The 18,456-nt window shown below is 31.4% G+C and carries 11 protein-coding genes; 9 read left to right on the plus strand and 2 right to left on the minus strand.

The annotated features are described in order from the left end of the window. Positions 1 to 37: 37 nt before the first annotated feature. Positions 38 to 1,087 (minus strand): hypothetical protein, encoded by a 1,050-nt coding sequence (locus JM80_RS10675; protein WP_144710040.1) that lies wholly within the window; start codon positions 1,085 to 1,087, stop codon positions 38 to 40. 11 nt (positions 1,088 to 1,098) lie between these two features. Then, positions 1,099 to 2,604 carry a S10 family peptidase gene (locus JM80_RS10680; protein WP_144710042.1) on the minus strand — a complete coding sequence of 502 codons (1,506 nt, stop codon included), beginning with the start codon at positions 2,602 to 2,604 and terminating at the stop codon, positions 1,099 to 1,101. Positions 2,605 to 2,887: 283 nt separating this feature from the next. Here JM80_RS10680 and JM80_RS10685 point away from each other — a divergent pair, with 283 nt between their 5' ends. From JM80_RS10685 to JM80_RS10725, 9 genes are all read left to right on the plus strand, one after another. Then, positions 2,888 to 3,373, plus strand: a complete 486-nt coding sequence (locus JM80_RS10685; RefSeq protein WP_013622821.1) for a CAP domain-containing protein — start codon at positions 2,888 to 2,890, stop codon at positions 3,371 to 3,373. Between the two features lie 290 nt (positions 3,374 to 3,663). Further along, positions 3,664 to 6,915, plus strand: coding sequence for a gliding motility-associated C-terminal domain-containing protein (locus JM80_RS10690; RefSeq protein WP_144710045.1), 3,252 nt, complete (start codon positions 3,664 to 3,666; stop codon positions 6,913 to 6,915). 37 nt (positions 6,916 to 6,952) lie between these two features. Next, entirely contained in the window at positions 6,953 to 7,879 is a 927-nt protein-coding gene (locus tag JM80_RS10695) for a type IX secretion system membrane protein PorP/SprF (RefSeq protein WP_144710048.1), read from the plus strand. A 10-nt stretch (positions 7,880 to 7,889) separates the two neighbouring features. Next, positions 7,890 to 9,806 carry an OmpA family protein gene (locus JM80_RS10700; RefSeq protein ID WP_144710050.1) on the plus strand — a complete coding sequence of 639 codons (1,917 nt, stop codon included), beginning with the start codon at positions 7,890 to 7,892 and terminating at the stop codon, positions 9,804 to 9,806. Positions 9,807 to 9,941: 135 nt separating this feature from the next. Continuing rightward, on the plus strand, positions 9,942 to 10,301 hold the full coding sequence (locus JM80_RS10705) for a hypothetical protein (RefSeq protein WP_034645290.1): 360 nt from the start codon (positions 9,942 to 9,944) through the stop codon (positions 10,299 to 10,301). An 80-nt stretch (positions 10,302 to 10,381) separates the two neighbouring features. Continuing rightward, positions 10,382 to 11,263: a DUF6268 family outer membrane beta-barrel protein gene (locus tag JM80_RS10710; protein ID WP_051456075.1), complete on the plus strand. Its 882-nt coding sequence runs from the start codon at positions 10,382 to 10,384 to the stop codon at positions 11,261 to 11,263. Positions 11,264 to 11,326: 63 nt separating this feature from the next. Continuing rightward, complete coding sequence (locus JM80_RS10715; protein ID WP_013622815.1) at positions 11,327 to 12,304, plus strand: hypothetical protein; 978 nt, start codon at positions 11,327 to 11,329, stop codon at positions 12,302 to 12,304. Between the two features lie 70 nt (positions 12,305 to 12,374). Beyond that, positions 12,375 to 15,176 (plus strand): triple tyrosine motif-containing protein, encoded by a 2,802-nt coding sequence (locus JM80_RS10720; RefSeq protein WP_255436755.1) that lies wholly within the window; start codon positions 12,375 to 12,377, stop codon positions 15,174 to 15,176. A gap of 240 nt (positions 15,177 to 15,416) precedes the next feature. Next, positions 15,417 to 18,452: a TonB-dependent receptor gene (locus JM80_RS10725; protein ID WP_013622813.1), complete on the plus strand. Its 3,036-nt coding sequence runs from the start codon at positions 15,417 to 15,419 to the stop codon at positions 18,450 to 18,452. Positions 18,453 to 18,456: the final 4 nt, after the last annotated feature.

An 18,456-nucleotide genomic window follows, 5' to 3' on the forward strand; every position in this document is an offset into this window, starting at 1 on the left:
CGCTAGCGCAAGCATCTTGCTTGTGCCGTTAAACCAACTAAATTAAATCAGTTTCTTCTTTTTCAAAAATGTGTAGCGTATAATCATAATCGTGAATAAAAAGCTTGTCTTTATAAAACTGAAAAGAAAATATACCAGTTTTAATGCCTAAACTTTCTAAAGGAATTACTTTTTTAAAGTAAGCAGTTTCTTTATCAATACAAACTAAAGATAAGGTGCCAAATTTAGTATAAGCCCATAGCTCATTTTTAAATAAGGTTAAATCTTCTATCCCATAAAGAGTTATTAATTTTTCTAGCTGATATTCTTTTTGAAATCTTATCGCATACTCAACCTCACCAGATGCAATAGCTATTTTAGTAAGGCTTGTGTTAGATGCTGTGTATAAATATTCGCCAGAAATAACTCCCATTTGCTTAGCTATCTCACTATTAAGAGACCAAACTACTTTACCTGTTTCAATATTTAAGCATATAACAGATGTACCTTTTAAAATTAGTAAAAGTTGATCTCTAATAATTATTTCATAAAGTGTTGTATTCTCATTAGTATCGCTCCAAGTAATAAAAGGGATATTTTCATAGGATTTTTGCTTGTGATTTATAATTAAATCGATATCAAAAATGAATATTTTGTTGCCTTCATTGCCGTAAAATATTAGCTTTGAATCTGTAATCGCTTTAAAAATTAGCTCTTTGTAAAATGTAAACTCTTCTATAGTGCTTTCAATTTTGTCATATATAAGTAAATTATTTGTTGAATTTATAATTATATATCCTTGATTTTCATATGTTAATACGAATGAGAGTTTTTCCTCAATTTTTACTTTATTATTAGTTTTCAAATTTATTATTTCCGTATATCCATTTTTAAATGATATCAATAAATAATTTCCAGTAAATTTATACCTATGAATTTCGTTAAAATTTAAAATAGTTGAATCTCTTAAATCTTTATTTAAGGAAATAATTTTAGGTTCTCCATTTACTTTACAGTGGTAATAACATTTACTTTCTTCGGAAATTGAAATTTTTCCAGATTTTTTTATTTTATTTATAAGCTTATAACCTAAATTTTTATCAAACATAAAACCCACATCTAATACTTAGCAGCTTTACCATTAGCAGCACTGTTTTTAATAAAAGCTCTTATGTCTTGGTTAGCAGATTTTAAATCTTCTTTACGCAAGTACATCATATGTCCGCTTCTGTAGCCCTTAAAAGTAAATCTGTCTTTTAGTTTTCCGCTAGGGTCTGTTTGCCACATACTATATTTAGAGGTAAAGTAGGTTGTAGCACCATCATAATACCCTGTTTGATACAATACTTTTAGGTATGGGTTTTCTGCCATTGCTTTGCGCAAACCTTCTCTAACATTATTATTGCTATTATCCCAAGGGTGTACACTACCAAACATATTGTACTTAAGGTCTGTTTTAAAGTTTAAGTGTTCTCTAAGGTAAAAGTTAATTGCAGGTGTAAAAGAGTGTAACCAAGAGGTGATTTCTGCATTATAATCGGGCTTTGTACCAGCAGCCATTTTGTCTATACCTAAATATCTAGAGTCTAAACGGCCAATGGTATGTCCGCTTTTATTGCGCAGTAAATCTTTCCAGAAAAAAGAAGTAGGTACCATTAAGTTATGGTCTAAAATTGCTTTTTTAGACATACCAGAGTAGTACGCCATTTTTTCTGCAACATCTTGCTTCTCGGCATCTGTTATAAAACCTCCTCTAGTAATGGCAGGCATAAGCTTGTCTATAGTATATTGTTCTACTTCTGGTAATACCTCTAACAAGTCTTTTTGTTGTAAAGCGGTAGGTAACATTTTATGGTGCCAAGCAGCAGCAGTAAAATAAGGTAAGTTTATACCAGAAGATAAAGGTCCGTCTGCGTTGTATATTTTATAATCTGCTGGTGATACCATAATTACACCATTTAAATACATCCATTGAGACTCTTGTAGTTCTAATGCTAAACCAGACACGCGAGTACCGCCATAACTCTCACCAATAATATATTTAGGAGATTGCCACCTATTATTACGTGTAACAAATGTATTTACCCAAGCAGCCAAGTATTTAATATCTGCATTAATACCAAAAAACTGTTTGCGGTCTGGCATTTTCCCATCTTTTTGGGCAACCATTCTAGAGTAACCCGTATTAACAGGGTTTACGTAAACAATATCTGCTACGTCTAAAATAGAATACGGATTATCTTTAATACCATAGGGCTGTACAGGGTAACCCTCGTCATCAATATTTAAAATTTTAGGTCCAGTATAAGCAATGTGCATCCAGACAGATGCAGATCCAGGACCACCATTAAAAGATATTACCAAGGGGCGTTCTTCTCCTTTACTAACATTTGTTCTTTTATAATAGGTATAAAACAAAGTTGCAACTACATTATCTTGTTTATCCCAAATAGGTTGTGTACCAGTGGTGGCCTTATAGGTAAGCTTAGTGTTGTTAATTGTAGCAGTGTGGTTTGTTACTACCGTAGTATCTACAGCAATTTTTAAATCTTGAGCTTTTGTTTGTGTAGTAAAACTAAATACCGCTAAAACGGTAACGACTTTTAGGTAAGCTAATTTTTTCATTTTTTGAGTTGTAGTTGAGTTCAGATCTAAAAGTATATAATTACTATAGAGAATAAAAATGTATTCTCTTTTTAACTTTTATAATAATGATAAAAATGCTGTTAACCCTAGATAATCTGCACGTTTTTAGGATGAAATTTTTTGACTACTTTTTTTTAAAATGATTTAAATACACTTTTCTGTAGTTCACCGTTTAAAACTATCCGTTCAATTGAAAATTAGAAAAAAGGCTTAAAAGGCGTGGTAACTTTGTCCCAGATTTAACCTACAAATGTTTATTACCATGTCAAAATTTAAATTTTTACCATTAGGACTTTTAGCTTTATTTATAACAATGACTTCTTGTACTACAGAGAGCATTGAGCAAGAAGATGCAATTTATGCACAAGTAGATACGTCTAGTGAATTAGAGAAAGAAGTTATAGAATTGGTAAATGAGTACAGATCTTCTCAAGGTTTAAATACTTTAGAATATGGTAAAGTGGCATACGGTTATGCTGCACAGCATAATGATTATATGATTGAGGCTGGTAAAATTAGCCACGATAATTTTGATTTACGTGCATCTAATTTAGCAGTAGAGGCAAAAGCAGATTTTGTTTCAGAAAACTTAGCTAAAGATTTTAAAACAGCAAACGGTGTAGTTAAAGCTTGGATTAATAGTCCAACTCACAAAAAAGTAATGGAAGGAGATTTTACATACACAGCTATAAATATTAAAGCTGATGAAAATGGAAAATTATACTTTACACAGTTATATTATAAGTAAGATATTTTTAGGTTAAAATTATCTTTTTTAGATAACACTTTTAAGACAATTGAGATTGTTTTAAAAGTGTTTTTTTTGTTACAATATTTTACAAATAGTTAATTTATAGGGAATTGAGTTATTTTTAAAGATTACTGCAAACGTTTGCATAATCTTCAATTTCTTAAAATTTTATGTATTTCATCGAAATGGGGTGTATTTCATCGAGTAAATACAATAAGTGGAGAATACATATACGCAAGGTTACGTTATAATTGTACCAAATTGAAACTTAACCAAAATTTTACTAAATGAAATTAATTTTACCCCAAAAAATTAGACTCATTTTTGTAACACTACTACTCGTTAGTATTACAAATCTTAAATCGCAAACAAAAAATTACGCTACAGCAGTTCCTATACAAGATAGGGTAGACAATGCCAATAACGCTGTAGATGGTAATTTATTAACCAAAGCAGACATAAATGCTAGTTCCGGAATACTTGTAGGTATTGGAGCGTACTCAGGGCATTTAGAACTTCAGTACCCAAGCAACTTACCAGCAAATACTACAAGTTTTACCAAAATAGAAACTCAAGACGATTTGTTGCCTAGTTTGTTAGGAGGTAGCTTAGGAGGCCTATTGTCAGACATTGCAGGTATTTTACTTATTGGTAATCAAGAGTTTACTGTAAAAGCGCAAAACAATGCTGTTACAGTATTAGAAAAACAATCTACAGAAGCAAACGGATTCTCTACAGAAGATTTACGTGTTGTAGTAGATAAAGATAACGATTACTTTTTGGCTGTTACACCAGACCAAGAGTACAATAGAATACGAATTGAAAATAGTATAGGATCTCTAATAGGGTTAAACAATACCAGACAGTTAGGTGTGTATGAATCTTATTACACAACAGGTACAGGAGATTGCGGATTACCAAGTTATACTTCTTTTAGCGGTAATGGTATTTCTTTAGACCTTTTAAATTTAGGAGGAGCAGGAGTAACAAATCCAAATTTTGCTATAGATGGTGATGTATCCACTTTTGCAGAGTTAGGTTTAGGAGTTTTAGATGTTGCAGCAAGCATACAGCAAACTATTTATTTTGACGCAGATTCTGGTACAGATGATGTAATATATGTGCGTTTGGCAGTAGATCCTTCTCTAGTTAGCTTAGGGTTACTAAATAATATTAATATTACAGCAAGCAATGGTGTACAAGAAGTATACTCATCTAACATATCTAGTTTGTTATCTTTAGATTTATTAGGTCTATTGCAAAATGGTAATAGTACAGTAGTAGCGTTTAAGCCTAGTGCTTCTGTTAATAGAGTTACTATTAGTTTGGCTTCTTTGTTAAACGTTGCAGTTAGTCAGCAAATTAGACTTTATGATATTTATAGAGCACCAGAACAACCAGTATTTACAGACTCATCTACAGATATTAGTATATGTAGTGGCTCTACAGCAGAAATAACAGCAACAGCAAATGGCGCAGCTGTAGAATTACGTTGGTATGATGCAGAAACAGATGGTAATTTGTTAGCAACAACCAATTCTGGTGATACATTTACAACACCAGCTTTAAATACAAGTACCACTTATTATGTAGCTTCTGCATATGTAGGTTGTACAGAAGAATCTCCAAGAGTAGAGGTTCCTGTAACTGTGATGGAAATACCTACTGCAGCAGATATTACTGTAATTGGTAATGAAAACCCTATTTGCTCACAAAGTAGTGTGGTATTAGTACCTTCTAGTGCTATAGATGCAACATACAATTGGTTTTTAGACAGTGCAGAAACAATGCCAATTACTAACGGTATGGTTGTAAACGGAGCAACATACAATATAGATGAAAACGGAGTTTTAACCATTACAGGCTTAACAGACGTTAATAGTCCGTATACTTACTATGTAGGTAGTACAGATAATATTGCAGGTTGTAAAAATGTAGATGGCGATTTAAAACCTGTAGCTGTAACTATTGTAGATTCTTCTAATACAGCTTTAGACGTTACTCTAGACACCAACATTAGCTTAGCTAACTTAATTACTATTTTTCAGGTAAACCCAACCACAGACATTACTGGTTCTGTAATAGGAGACGTTAATGTAGGAGATGAAGTTACTGTAGCTATAAATGGTACAACTTATACAGGCATATTAGACGCTAACTTAGATTTTAGTATTGCAGTAGACGGTACAGATCTTTTATCTGATATAGATAATGTATTAGAAATTTTTATATCTGGCGGTTTGTGTAGCATTACAGATGATGTTACAGTAACAATACCAGAGTTTATACTAGATAATTTAAATCAGGTTTTTTGTGCATCAGATAATGCAACTTTATTAGATTTAGATGTAAATGGTAATAATGTTATATTTTTTGATAGTCTTTTAGGTAGTGCTACAGTAGATGCTAATGCAGCTCTAACAGATGGTGGCACATACTATGTAGGACTTTTAGATGTTCCTTTATCTGTATTACCACGTGTACAAATAACGGTTTCAATTTTAGATACTCCTGCACCAACCACAACAAGCACTACACAAGTTTTTTGTGAGGCAAATAATCCGGTAGTTGGAGATATTCAGGTAAATGAAACCGCTGTTGTTTTTTATGATGCGGAAACAGGAGGCACAATGTTAGACCCTTCTACAGCTTTAGTAGATGGTGCAACATACTATGTTGCTAATACAGAAAACGGTTGTGAAAGTAGTGAAAGACTAGCTATTACAGTAACCTTTACGCAGCCTGCACCAACAACTAGTAGTACTGCACAAGAATTTTGTAGTACAAGTAATGCTACCTTGGCAGATATACAGATAAACGAAACCGCTGTTGTTTTTTATGATGCAGAAACAGGGGGTACAATGCTTTCTTCTGATACGGCCATAGTAGATGGTACAACATATTATGTAGCAAATTTAACATCTGGTTGTGAGAGTGAAGATAGATTAGCAATTACAACAACAATAGAAGAAGCAGAGCAAGCTACACTTACAGGTATTTTTGAAGATGCTTGTTTAGAAGATAGTTACATGTATACCACAGAAACAGATAAGCAAAATTATGTGTGGACAGTTACTGGTGGTACAATTACAGATGGTGGTACAAGTACAGATAGTTTTGTAACGGTTACTTGGGACGATTTAAATAACACAGAAATTACAGTTACTTATGATAGTGCAAGTGGTTGCACCTCAGAAGAAGCTATATTAAGCGTAGGTGTTATTAGTTGTGGAGAGGTTTTAGGTGAAGAGTTTTGCTTGTTTGTTTACAACGAGTTTTCACCAAACAATGATGGGTATAACGATTTCTTTAAAGTACAGTGTTTAGAAGATTATAGTTCTAATACATTACAAGTATTTAACAGAAACGGAAACCAAGTTTTTGAAACAGTTAATTATAGCAATAACTGGGATGGTGTAGCAAATGTAAATGGTGTTTTACGTAAAGGAGATCATTTACCGTCTGGCACGTATTACTACATACTTACTATTCCAGAATTAAACAGAACCTTAAAAGGTTGGCTACAAATAGCAAGATAAAACAAAACCTACACAACAACCCCAAAAGAATATTACAATGAAGTTAACCAAAAATATAAAACACCAATTACTGCTTGCGCTTGGCTTTTTAGGCATATGTGCTTCTAATGCACAGCAAGCACCACAGTATACACAATATATGCATAACACTATGGCGCTTAACTCAGGTTACACTGGTACAAGTGGCAAGTTAGAGGCTACCTTTTTACATCGTTCACAATGGGTAGGTTTAGAAGGCGCACCAAGTAACCAGTCTTTTTCAATACAGGGTAAGTTTGGAGAAAAAGTTGGTTTAGGGTTAAGTGCAATTAATGATAAATTAGGAGCATCTAACAACATTACTGTAAATGGTAATTTTGCTTATGAACTGCCTTTAGGTTATGTAACTAAATTATCATTAGGTATAAACGCTGGTGTAGACATTTTAAACATAGATTGGTCTAAAGGATCTTATGAAGATAATATGGATCCTGTTTTTAATGAAAACAATAAAGATGTACGTCCTGTTTTAGGTATAGGAGCATTTATGTACGGTACAAAATGGTACGCAGGTGTATCTACCCAAAACCTTTTTAATTCATCTGTTTTAAAAGATAATGATGAGGTTGTTACAGATCGTAAAAGCCAGTACTACGTAATGGGTGGTTATGTGTTTGATTTGTCTGGTAATTTAAAATTTAAACCAACAATTTTAACAAAACACGTATCTGGAGCACCAATAACGGTAGATGTTTCTGGTAACTTTTTAATTAATGATAAATTTAGTATTGGAGCAGCTTACCGTTATGATGATGCCGTTAGTGCATTAGCAGGCTTTAACATAACTAAAGAGTTATTTGTTGGTTATGCGTATGACTATACGTTAACAGATTTAGGAGATTACAATAATGGTTCTCATGAAGTTATTTTAAAGTACAGTGTTTTCAATTCTAAAAAGAGAGCATTATCACCAAGATTCTTTTAAAAATATAGATATGAAAAAAAGTTTATTCATTTTAAGTATACTTTTTGCTTCATTATCTGTAGCACAAAGTAAAGAAGATAGAGCAGATGTATATTTTGAAGATTTTAAGTTTAGTGAAGCTATAAAATTATATTCAAGTGTAGCATCAGAAAAAAGAAAACCATCGTTACACGTTATACAACGTTTGGCAGATAGTTATTTTAATATAAACGATTACCAAAATGCAAAAGATTGGTATAGTAAGTTATATAGCATAAAAGGAAAAGAAGTAGGAGAGAGTAACTTAATAAAATTGGTACAAAGTTTAAAAGCTAGTATGCATATAGATAGGGCAGATGAACTTTTGAAAGAGTATTACACCAATCCTACCAAATTAAAAATGATTTTATTACAAAAGGCGTATTTAGATAGTATTTCTAAGACAAAACCAAAATACACTATTAAAAATATGCCTTTTAATAGCTCAAAGTCAGATTTTGCACCTGCCATGTACTCAAGAGGATTGGTATTTGCATCTGCAAGAGACACTGCTAAGTCTAATAAACTTTACCCTTGGAACAAACAACCGTATTTAGATTTGTATTTTACAAACCCTAAACAAGAAGATTTTGTACCAGAAAAGTTTTTAGAAAATATGGAGTCTAGTTTTCATGACGCAACCATAGCAATTTCTAGTAATGGAAGAACAGTATATTTTACCCGTAATTTTATTAAAAAAAATAAACTTAATGCCAATGCAGATGGGTTGTCTAATATGCAAATATTAAAGGGTACAATTGCAGATAATAAGTTGGTAAACGTTATGTCTTTAAGCTTTAATAGTAAAAACTATTCTTGTGGCCACCCAGCATTAAGCGCAGATGGGCAACGCCTTTACTTTACATCTAATATGGATGGCGGTTATGGTTCTAGTGATATTTATGTTGTAGAGCTATCTGCATCTGGAGACGTAGTTGGTAAACCTGTTAATTTAGGGCCAACTATAAATACAAGGGGTAGAGAAATGTTTCCTTTTGTAGATAAGGACGAGTTGTATTTTTCATCAGACGGACATTATGGTTTAGGCGGCTTAGATATTTTTGCGTCTAAAATACTACCAAATAGTGAGTACTCATTACCATTAAATATGGGGAAACCTATAAACAGTAATATGGACGATTTTTCTTTTATTAGAGAAATGGCTTCAAACAGCGGCTACATAGCATCTAACCGTTATGGAGGTATGGGAGATGATGATATTTATCATTTTGAAGGAGCAAAACCTGTAAACTGTTTAGAGTATTCTGGTAATGTATATAATAAGCTTACAAAACAGCCATTAGAGCGAGTATCAGTTGCTATTTATGATGAAGATGACACGCTAATACAAAATAGTAAAACAGATGTTAATGGGTATTATAATTTTATTTTACCTTGTAACCAAACAAGTAAAATTGTATTTGCTAAGGATAAGTATTCTAAAAAAACAATAACAATAGCAACTCAAGAAAACCCAGAAGAACCATCATTAAATAATAAAGTATATTTAACACCTTTTGAGAGTTTAATTGTGAAAGAGGATAACGTAGAAAAAATTAATGTAGAACCTATTTATTTTGATTATGATAAATACGATATTACGCCAAGAGCAGAAATAGAACTACAAAAAGTGCTTTTTGTTTTAAAAGAGTTTCCAAAGACTAAAATAAAAATAGAATCGCATACAGACTCTAGGGGTAAAGATGCTTATAACTTAGAGTTGTCGGACAACAGAGCAAAATCTACCCGAAGATATTTAGTGTCTAAGGGAGTGGATATAGACCGAATAGAAAGTGCCAATGGTTTTGGCGAATTAAAACTTAAAAATAAATGTAGCAACGGTGTAAAATGTTCAGAGCAAGAGCACCTAGTTAACCGAAGATCTGACTTTATAATTGTTGCTAAATAATAATACGACTAGTTTTCCCCAAATCTTGAACACAAAGCACCGTTTTTACGGTGCTTTTGTTTTTGTTAAAGTATCTTTAAAATACTGGCTTAATAATACGTCATTGATTATTTTTAGGGTTAAAAATTAAGAAATATGAAAAAAGTTATAACATTAGTAATGAGTTTGTGTTTGGTTGTAGCGTTACACGCAAACACAACACCTTTAAATTCAGAGATTAAAGTAGGAACAGAACTTAAAATAGGTGCGGCATCTGCAGCTACCTATCAACATTTAGTTTTACCCAGAAAAAACTTTATTATTAAACGAGGTGGACTTGCAAATTACAAAAGCCTAAAAAACCTTACTGTTGTGGTTACGGCCGTAAATACTAAAAAAAATGGTGATGTTGAGGTTACATTAAAACGTAAAAACAGTAAAAAGTTTTTTAATAGTCACCCAACTATTAAAGCAGATTATACTAAAGCAATAGCAGAAAAAGAGCTAATTAAATAGTATAATATATAGGGCACTGCCTAAATTATTGGTAAATTTGCAGAGTTTTTTAATAATTATTAATAATTTAATTGTAGTGAATGAGGTATAGATATCTGTTATTTGTTTTTTATTTGTGTTTTGTAACCGCAACCGGACAAATATCAGATTTTGCTAGATTAGAATATAAGGTTTTACCCAGAGGAAACTCTAATTTTGGATACAGTAGAGCTCGTGCAGCTGTTAATTACCCAATAGAACTTAAAAATAGCAATTACCTTTTGTTAGGTTTAGATTATAGCAATATAGAAATGTCTTTTGATCCTGAAATTGCTAAGTTTAATACAGATATTATTCAGGACTTTCAGATGTTAGAGTTTAACCTAGCATACATTAAAAAATTAAAAAACGATTGGCGTTTGGGTGTACGTTTTACTCCCGGATTTAGCTCTAATTTAGGCAGTAAAATTACCTTTGAAGATGCTGTCTTTGCAGGTGATGTAGTTTTTATTAATGATAAACGTGATGATACTACTATTGATAAGCCTTACCGTTTAATAGTAGGAGTATCTTATTCGCAAAACAGAGGTATTTCTTTTCCATTACCTTTTATTAGTTACTACCGTAAATTTCACCCAAAATGGTCTTATAATTTAGGCGTTCCTAAGTCTAACTTACAATACCATATCTCTAAAAAATCAAGATTAAAACTGGTAACAGAATTAGACGGTTTTACAGCCAATATACAAGAAGGCTTACCTGTTAATAACGAAGAAGATTTAGCTAAAAAAATAAATGTATCTCTTATTTTAGGTGGGTTACGCTACGAGTTTAAAATAAAAGATCACCTAGAACTTTTTTGTAATTTTTCTGGCGTACTTATGGAAACCGCAGAGTTAAGAAATAAAGACAACGACAAGGTATCTACCGTAGATAAAAAAAATACCATTTACTTTGGTACGGGAATACGTATAAAAAAATAATTTTTTTTAATATCCCTATAAACCGTTACATATTTATTGTAGCGTAATATTACTTTTACTTCTATGATAAGAGAAACAATACCGTTAATAATTGTAGTGGTTGTGGTAACACTTTTGTATGTAAAACTTAAGCACATTTTATCTAACAAAAGTGCAGCTAAAAATTTAGAATTATTTTTAAAAAACAATTATGGTACAACTCTAAAATATAAGAATTTAGAGCGTTTTTTTAATACTGCTACAATGAACCCTAATTGCTTTACTGTTGTAATTTATGAAGCAAGGAACCCCAATGTAGAAATGCATTTAACTTTTGATGCAAGTAAAATAGTAGAACAAAAAGATGTTGCATCTGTATATCCAAATGAACTATCTTTTAATGAGACCTATATAGAAAAACAACAAGTTGTGGCTACACAAGCAGTAATTTCAGATAAAATGAAACCTCTTGGGGTTGACTTAAAGTGGAGTTATAATTTTATAGAGTTAATTTTTGATAAAAGTTATACAGAGAACGAAGTTCTAGAAAAAGAGCAATTTTTTTTAAATTTATTTGCTAAAGAAGACACAGATAAATTGGGGTATTACCACAGCTTTACGCTTCACTTGAGTTTTAAGGATAATGAATACCCTTTGCTAAAACATTTTGTAGAGCAAAAAAATGATAAATGGGAGTTAAAAGATATATCGTTAAATGAAGAAGATAAATCTTTTAAAGAGGTTAGTTTACTGGTTAACACTGTAAAAAATGAATATTTAGAAAGTAAACAACCCGCACTTAAATTAGCTAATTATTATGGTACATTAGTTAATAAAGTAGACTTTAGTAGAGTTATTTGGGTAACTTACACAGAGCATAAAAGAACAAAAAAAGAGCTAGAAGAGGCTAAAAAAGGAGTATATGTATCACCAATAAATGGTTATGTTGTTGTGTATTGGAATTTGTTTAAAAAACAAGCACAACACATTGCGTTTGTTTCTTTAGAGGAGCATAAATCTATTGATGAAGTTTTAGAGTATGAAAAAGACAATTTACTATAGTTAACCGCTAATCTAGTTTGTTTTTTGTGCTAAAAAACATAGAATATTGTATATTGTAGCATACAATTTTATGATACTTTCCAAACCATTTATGTTGTCAAAAAAAATAGTTGCCTTTTTCCCTTTTTTATTGTGTTTTATTTTAAAAGCACAGGAGTTACCACCAATTAGTATTATTACTCCGCAACAATATGCAGCAGAAAACCAAAATTGGGATATTTCTCAAAACCAAAATAACTTAATTTATATAGCAAATAACGGGGGGTTATTAGAGTACAACGGTGCAGAATGGAAATTATATGCAGTGCCCAATAACTCTATTGTACGCTCTGTAAAAGCTATTGGAGACAAGGTTTTTACAGGTAGTTTTATGGACTTTGGTTACTGGCAAAAAAATGCTTTAGGTGTATTAGAGTACTATTCTTTAAGAGAAAGTTTAAATCTTCAACTAGTAGACGGTGAACAGTTTTGGAACATAGAAAATATAGATGGTTGGATAATTTTTCAATCACTATCAAGAATATATTTAATCAACCTAGAAAAAAAAGAAGTAAAACGTATAGATGCTAAAGCTACTATAGGTAAAATGATATATGTAGACAATACATTGTATTATCAAGAATTGGGTGTTGGTTTATTTAAAATTGAAAATGAAAAGAGAAAACCAGTAAGTAACAGTAGTTTTTTTAAAGAAAATAAAATAATTACCATACTAAAGCAAAATAACCAATTACTATACCTTACAGAAAATAATGGTTTTTATACCATTAAAAATGAAGAGCCTGTAAAATGGATTACCTCATTAAATACTGATAAAATTAGTGTTTACAATGCTATAAAACTTAAAGATAATGGTATAGTTGTAGGAACAATATCTAATGGTGTTTATTTTTTAAATGAAGACGGATCTTTAAAATATAAACTTAATAGACAAAAAGGAATAAGTAATAACACTGTACTTTCTTTGTTTGAAGACCGCTTTAAAAATGTTTGGCTAGGTTTGGATAATGGTATTAACTTTATAAATAACTCGTCTAGGTTTAACGTGTTTACAGATAATGATGGTAAGTTAGGAACTGTGTACACATCTATAGTACATAACGGTTATTTATACTTAGGTACCAACCAAGGTTTATTTTATAAAGAAATTAAAAAGCAAACAAATTTTAACTTTATTCCGGGTACAAAAGGACAAGTTTGGATATTAAAAAATATAGATAACACTCTTTTTTGTGGTCACGATAAGGGAACATTAATTATTGAAAATAATAAAATTAAAAACTTTATTAAAAATGCTCCAGGCACTTGGGATTTTAAACCTATTAATAAAGATAAAAGCCTTGTTTTACAAGGTAATTATAACGGCCTACACATACTTAAAAAACAAAACGGAAGTTGGGAGTATAAAAACCGGTTAGAAGGATTAAATATGTCTAGTCGTTTTTTTGAAAATATAGGAAACACCATTTATGTTAATCATGAGTTAAAAGGGCTGTACAGACTTAAAGTAGATGCAGACTATAAAAAAGTACTTAACAAAGAGTATTTATCTGTGTCTAAAGAGGGCAGTGGTTCTAATATTATAAAGTTTAATGGTTCTTTACTTTACTCATCATCTCAAGGCATATTTACATTAAAAAATAATGAGTTTGTTAAAGACTCTATCTACTCAAATCTTTTTAAGGATTATAGTAGTTTAACAACACTAATGAAAATAAAGGAAGACAGTACAAAACTATGGCGTTACGCAAATGATAACATTTCTATTTTAAGTTTTGGTAGTATTAGTAGTGAGCCTAAACTTACAAACATACCTGTAGCACGTAATGTAGTAAATAGTGTAGCAGGTTTTGAAAATATGACTCAAGTAGGAGATATTGGTTATTTGGTAGGCACATCTAACGGTTATTTGGTTTTAAATAACTTAAATAAAGCAGATGCAGAACAATTAAATATTAATATAAACTCTATTGAGGCTTACAAAAGAGATGATCCTAAATTTAAAGTAAATTTGTTTGAGAGTAGTACGCTAAAAAACAAAGAAAACAATATAGCTTTTCATTATAGTTTTCCTTTTTTTAATACAATTGTAAAAAATAAGTACCAGTATCAATTAAAAGGCTTGTCAAACAAATGGTCTAATTGGTCACAAAATACGTCTCAGCTTTTTGAAAACTTACCGTACGGTGAATATACATTTAACGTTAGGGGAAAATCTGGTAACAATACAACAAACACAGCCAGTTACACCTTTACTATAGAACGCCCTTTTTACCTATCTAACATAGCAATTGCAATATACATTTTTGCTTGTGTGTTACTTTTTAAGCTAATAGATGTGTATTATAAAAACAAACAAAAAAGAGCGCTGTTAAAAACACAACAAAAGCTGTCTAGAAAAGAACTAGAAAATAAACAGCAATTAACCCAGTTAAATAACGAGAAGTTAAAACTAGACATAGAAAATAAGAACAGAGAATTGGCAATTTCTACAATGAGTATTATAAAGAAAAATGAATTTTTAAATACCATTAAAAAAGAACTTATAAAAGCTAATTTGGGAAATAAGGTTTCTTCTGTAATTAAAATAATTGATAAAAATATTAACAATACAGATGATTGGAAACTATTTCAAGAAGCTTTTAATAATGCAGATAAAGACTTTTTAAATAAAATAAAAGCCAAGCACAGTACACTTACTCCAAACGATTTAAAACTGTGTGCATATTTGCGTTTAAATTTATCTTCTAAAGAAATTGCTCCTTTATTAAACATCTCACCTAGAAGTGTAGAAGTAAAGCGATATCGTTTGCGAAAAAAAATGAATTTACCGCATGAGACAAGTTTAACTAGCTATATTTTGGAATTATAGTACTACTACATTTTTTAATTTTACCAATACATTACCACAACATTAACTATTTTAATTAATTGTGAGTTTTAAATTTGTGTTATTTTCTTACATCTTGTAAAGCCAGTAAAACCAATGGTTTAATTATGATATTAGTATTTTAAGCTATATTTTTTTGTTGTGTATGTTTTTTGTTGTGTCTTAAATTAAGAATTTCTTAACAATACTTTTTAATTTTGAGAGTACAACAAAAACTTTTTTATGAAAACAAAACTTAGCTTATTATTTACAGTCTGTTTTTGTCTCGTATCCTTAGCACAACAAAATAATATTTCGGGTACAATTACAGAACAGGGAACAGGTTTTCCCATTCCTGGAGTAAGTATAATTATTAAAAATACTATTAAGGGAGTGGTATCAGACTTTGATGGAAATTACACCATTAATAATGTACCAGAAAATGCAATACTTCAGTTTAGTTACTTAGGGTATGTTACTCAAGAAATTAAAATTACAAATCAGCAAACATTAAACGTTATTTTAACTGAAGACGTTTCTAAGTTAGATGAAGTTGTTGTTATTGGTTATGGAGGTCAAAAAAAGAAAGACATCACTGGAGCCGTTTCTATTGTAAGTTCAGAAACAATTGAAGAGCTTAGACCTGTAGATGCAGCACAAGCATTACAAGGTACTTCTGCAGGTGTATCTGTAACGGCACCATCTGGTTCTCCTGGTGGGCAATTTAATATTACTATTAGAGGTGTAAACTCTAACGGAGATAACGGGCCTTTGGTAATTATAGATGGTTATAAAGGAGATTTAAACAGTATTAATCCAAGTGATATTGAGTCTTTTTCAATATTAAAAGATGCACAAGCTGCCATTTATGGTATAGAAGGTGCAAACGGAGTTGTACTTGTTACTACTAAAAGTGGTAGAAAAAACTCGGCATTAAAAATTAGTTACAACGGTTACACTGGTATACAGCAAACAACAAGACAATTACCGTATTTAAATGCAACAGAATATGCATTGTTATTAAATGAGAGCTATGCAGCAAATGGTCAAGATTTGCCATATACAGATGTTAGCAATTTAGGCACAGGTACAGATTGGCAAGATGAGTTGTTTGAGTCTGCACCAATCACCAATCATAATATATCCTTAACAGGTGGTGGAGAAAAAAGTACGTATTACTTTGGTGGTTCTATTTTAGAGCAAGATGGTATTATAGCTAGTGATAAATCTAATTTTACTAGAGCCAACGTTAAAGTTAAATTGGGTTTTGATGTTACAGATAAATTAAAATTTACCACATCTGCTAACTACTTTAATAATGTTAGAAAAACAATAGGAGAAAATGCATTAGGCTCTCCTTTATTTAATGCGCTTAATTACGCGCCAACATATACCTTAGATCAAGAAGATGCATCAGGCTTTTTAGGTAATGAGGTTATAAACCCTTTATCACAAATAGCAAATACCTACAACAAATACAACGGTAATTCTATAGAAGGTACTTTTCAGTTAGATTATGAACCTTTAGACGGATTAAAAATTACATCTCGTATAGGTTTAAAATCATATAATGATACGCAAAAATCATTTGCACCAATTGTAAACTATGGTTCTGGTAAAGTTTTTAATACAGACCGTAGTAGTGTTACACAAACAAAAAACACCAACAACTCATACACTTGGGATACTTTTATTACTTATAACAGGACTTTTGCAGAAAATCACAACGCTACAATTACTTTAGGTACAAGTGCACAAAGAGCTTGGGGAGATAATTTACAAGGTACTGGTTTTGATGTTCCTAACAACTCTTGGGAGTTTGCAGACATATCATTGGCAAATGGTTTAAGCGAAGCAAAGTCTACAAGTTCTTATATTTATGATTCTAGATTATCATCATTCTTTACAAGGTTACAGTATGATTATAAAGGAAAATATTTACTTTCTGCAATGGTGCGTAGAGATGGTACATCAGACTTTTCACCAAGTAACAGAATAGACTATTTTTCTTCTGCTACAGCAGGTTGGATAGTTTCAGATGAAGCTTTCTTAGAAGATTCAGACGTTATAAACTTTTTAAAGCTTAGAGCTAGTTATGGCTCTTTGGGTAACAATGTGGGAGTAGATCTTTATAGAGCATTACTTAGTGGTGAGGCTACTTACGTTTTAAACAATGGTTTAGTAACTGGTACAGCAAACGGAAGAATTCCTAACCCAGAAGCTACTTGGGAAACTGCAGATAAATTAGATATTGGTTTAGATTTAAACTTGTTTAACAATAAATTACAGTTTACTGCAGATTACTTTGTAGAAGATCGTAATGATTTATTAATAGCAAACTTTCCTGTATCTGGTATACTAGGTGCATCTGCTCCTGGTGCTGGTTTACCAACGGTTAACGCAGGTACTACACGCACAAAAGGTGTTGAGTTTTTTGTAAACTACAAAGAGAGTTTTTCAGATAACCTATCTGTAGATCTTAGTTATAATGTTACAAAAGTAGATGGTGAAGTAACATCTGTAAATAATAATATTGTATCAGAAGGTGGTTCATTTAGCGTAGGTCAGCCAGCAATTACGCGTATGGAAGTTGGCCAACCTATTGGTTATTTCTACGGACTTAAAACAGACGGTGTTTTTCAAAACCAGGCAGAGGTAAATGCAGCCCCATCACAAGAAGGTTTGGGATCTGCAGCAGCTCCTGGAGATTTAAAATATGTAGATACCAATAATGATGGTGAAATTACCATTGCAGACAGAACATATTTAGGAAAAGCACAGGCAGACTATATTATGGGACTAAATTTAAGAGTTAACTACAAAAACTTAGATTTTGGAACCTATATGTATGCAGAGTTAGGTAAAGAAATGGTTCGTAATTATGAAAGAGACCAACCTAACATTAACAGATCTAGTCTTTATTTAAATAGATGGACAGGAGAAGGCACTAGTAATACAGTACCAAGAGCAACCATAGGAGCAACTACTAACAGGTTATTCTCAGACTTTTTTGTTGAAGATGCATCTTTTTTAAGAATACAAAATATACAATTAGGCTACACATTACCAGATGAGTTTTTACAAAAAATAGGTGTTAGCAAATTACGTATATACGGTTCTGTTAACAATGCATTTACGTTTACAAAGTACAATGGTTATGATCCTGCTGCGCAAGGCGTTAATCAAAACGGAAATTTAGATGTCTTTTCTAGCGGAATTGATTACGGTTTTTACCCAGTTTCAAGACAGTTTATTTTAGGTATAAATCTTTCTATATAAAACA

Source organism: Cellulophaga sp. RHA_52, assembly GCF_007827205.1.
Lineage (GTDB): Bacteria > Bacteroidota > Bacteroidia > Flavobacteriales > Flavobacteriaceae > Cellulophaga > Cellulophaga lytica.

What these genes read in the sequence shown, in the direction of transcription:
- JM80_RS10700 (WP_144710050.1), top strand. Translation starts at nt 7,890, where the DNA reads ATGAAAAAAAGTTTATTCATTTTAAGTATACTTTTTGCTTCATTATCT.
- JM80_RS10715 (WP_013622815.1), top strand. Translation starts at nt 11,327, where the DNA reads ATGATAAGAGAAACAATACCGTTAATAATTGTAGTGGTTGTGGTAACA.
- JM80_RS10725 (WP_013622813.1), top strand. Translation starts at nt 15,417, where the DNA reads ATGAAAACAAAACTTAGCTTATTATTTACAGTCTGTTTTTGTCTCGTA.
- JM80_RS10705 (WP_034645290.1), top strand. Translation starts at nt 9,942, where the DNA reads ATGAAAAAAGTTATAACATTAGTAATGAGTTTGTGTTTGGTTGTAGCG.
- JM80_RS10685 (WP_013622821.1), top strand. Translation starts at nt 2,888, where the DNA reads ATGTCAAAATTTAAATTTTTACCATTAGGACTTTTAGCTTTATTTATA.
- JM80_RS10690 (WP_144710045.1), top strand. Translation starts at nt 3,664, where the DNA reads ATGAAATTAATTTTACCCCAAAAAATTAGACTCATTTTTGTAACACTA.
- JM80_RS10720 (WP_255436755.1), top strand. Translation starts at nt 12,375, where the DNA reads ATGATACTTTCCAAACCATTTATGTTGTCAAAAAAAATAGTTGCCTTT.
- JM80_RS10675 (WP_144710040.1), bottom strand. Translation starts at nt 1,087, where the DNA reads ATGTTTGATAAAAATTTAGGTTATAAGCTTATAAATAAAATAAAAAAA.
- JM80_RS10680 (WP_144710042.1), bottom strand. Translation starts at nt 2,604, where the DNA reads ATGAAAAAATTAGCTTACCTAAAAGTCGTTACCGTTTTAGCGGTATTT.
- JM80_RS10710 (WP_051456075.1), top strand. Translation starts at nt 10,382, where the DNA reads ATGAGGTATAGATATCTGTTATTTGTTTTTTATTTGTGTTTTGTAACC.
- JM80_RS10695 (WP_144710048.1), top strand. Translation starts at nt 6,953, where the DNA reads ATGAAGTTAACCAAAAATATAAAACACCAATTACTGCTTGCGCTTGGC.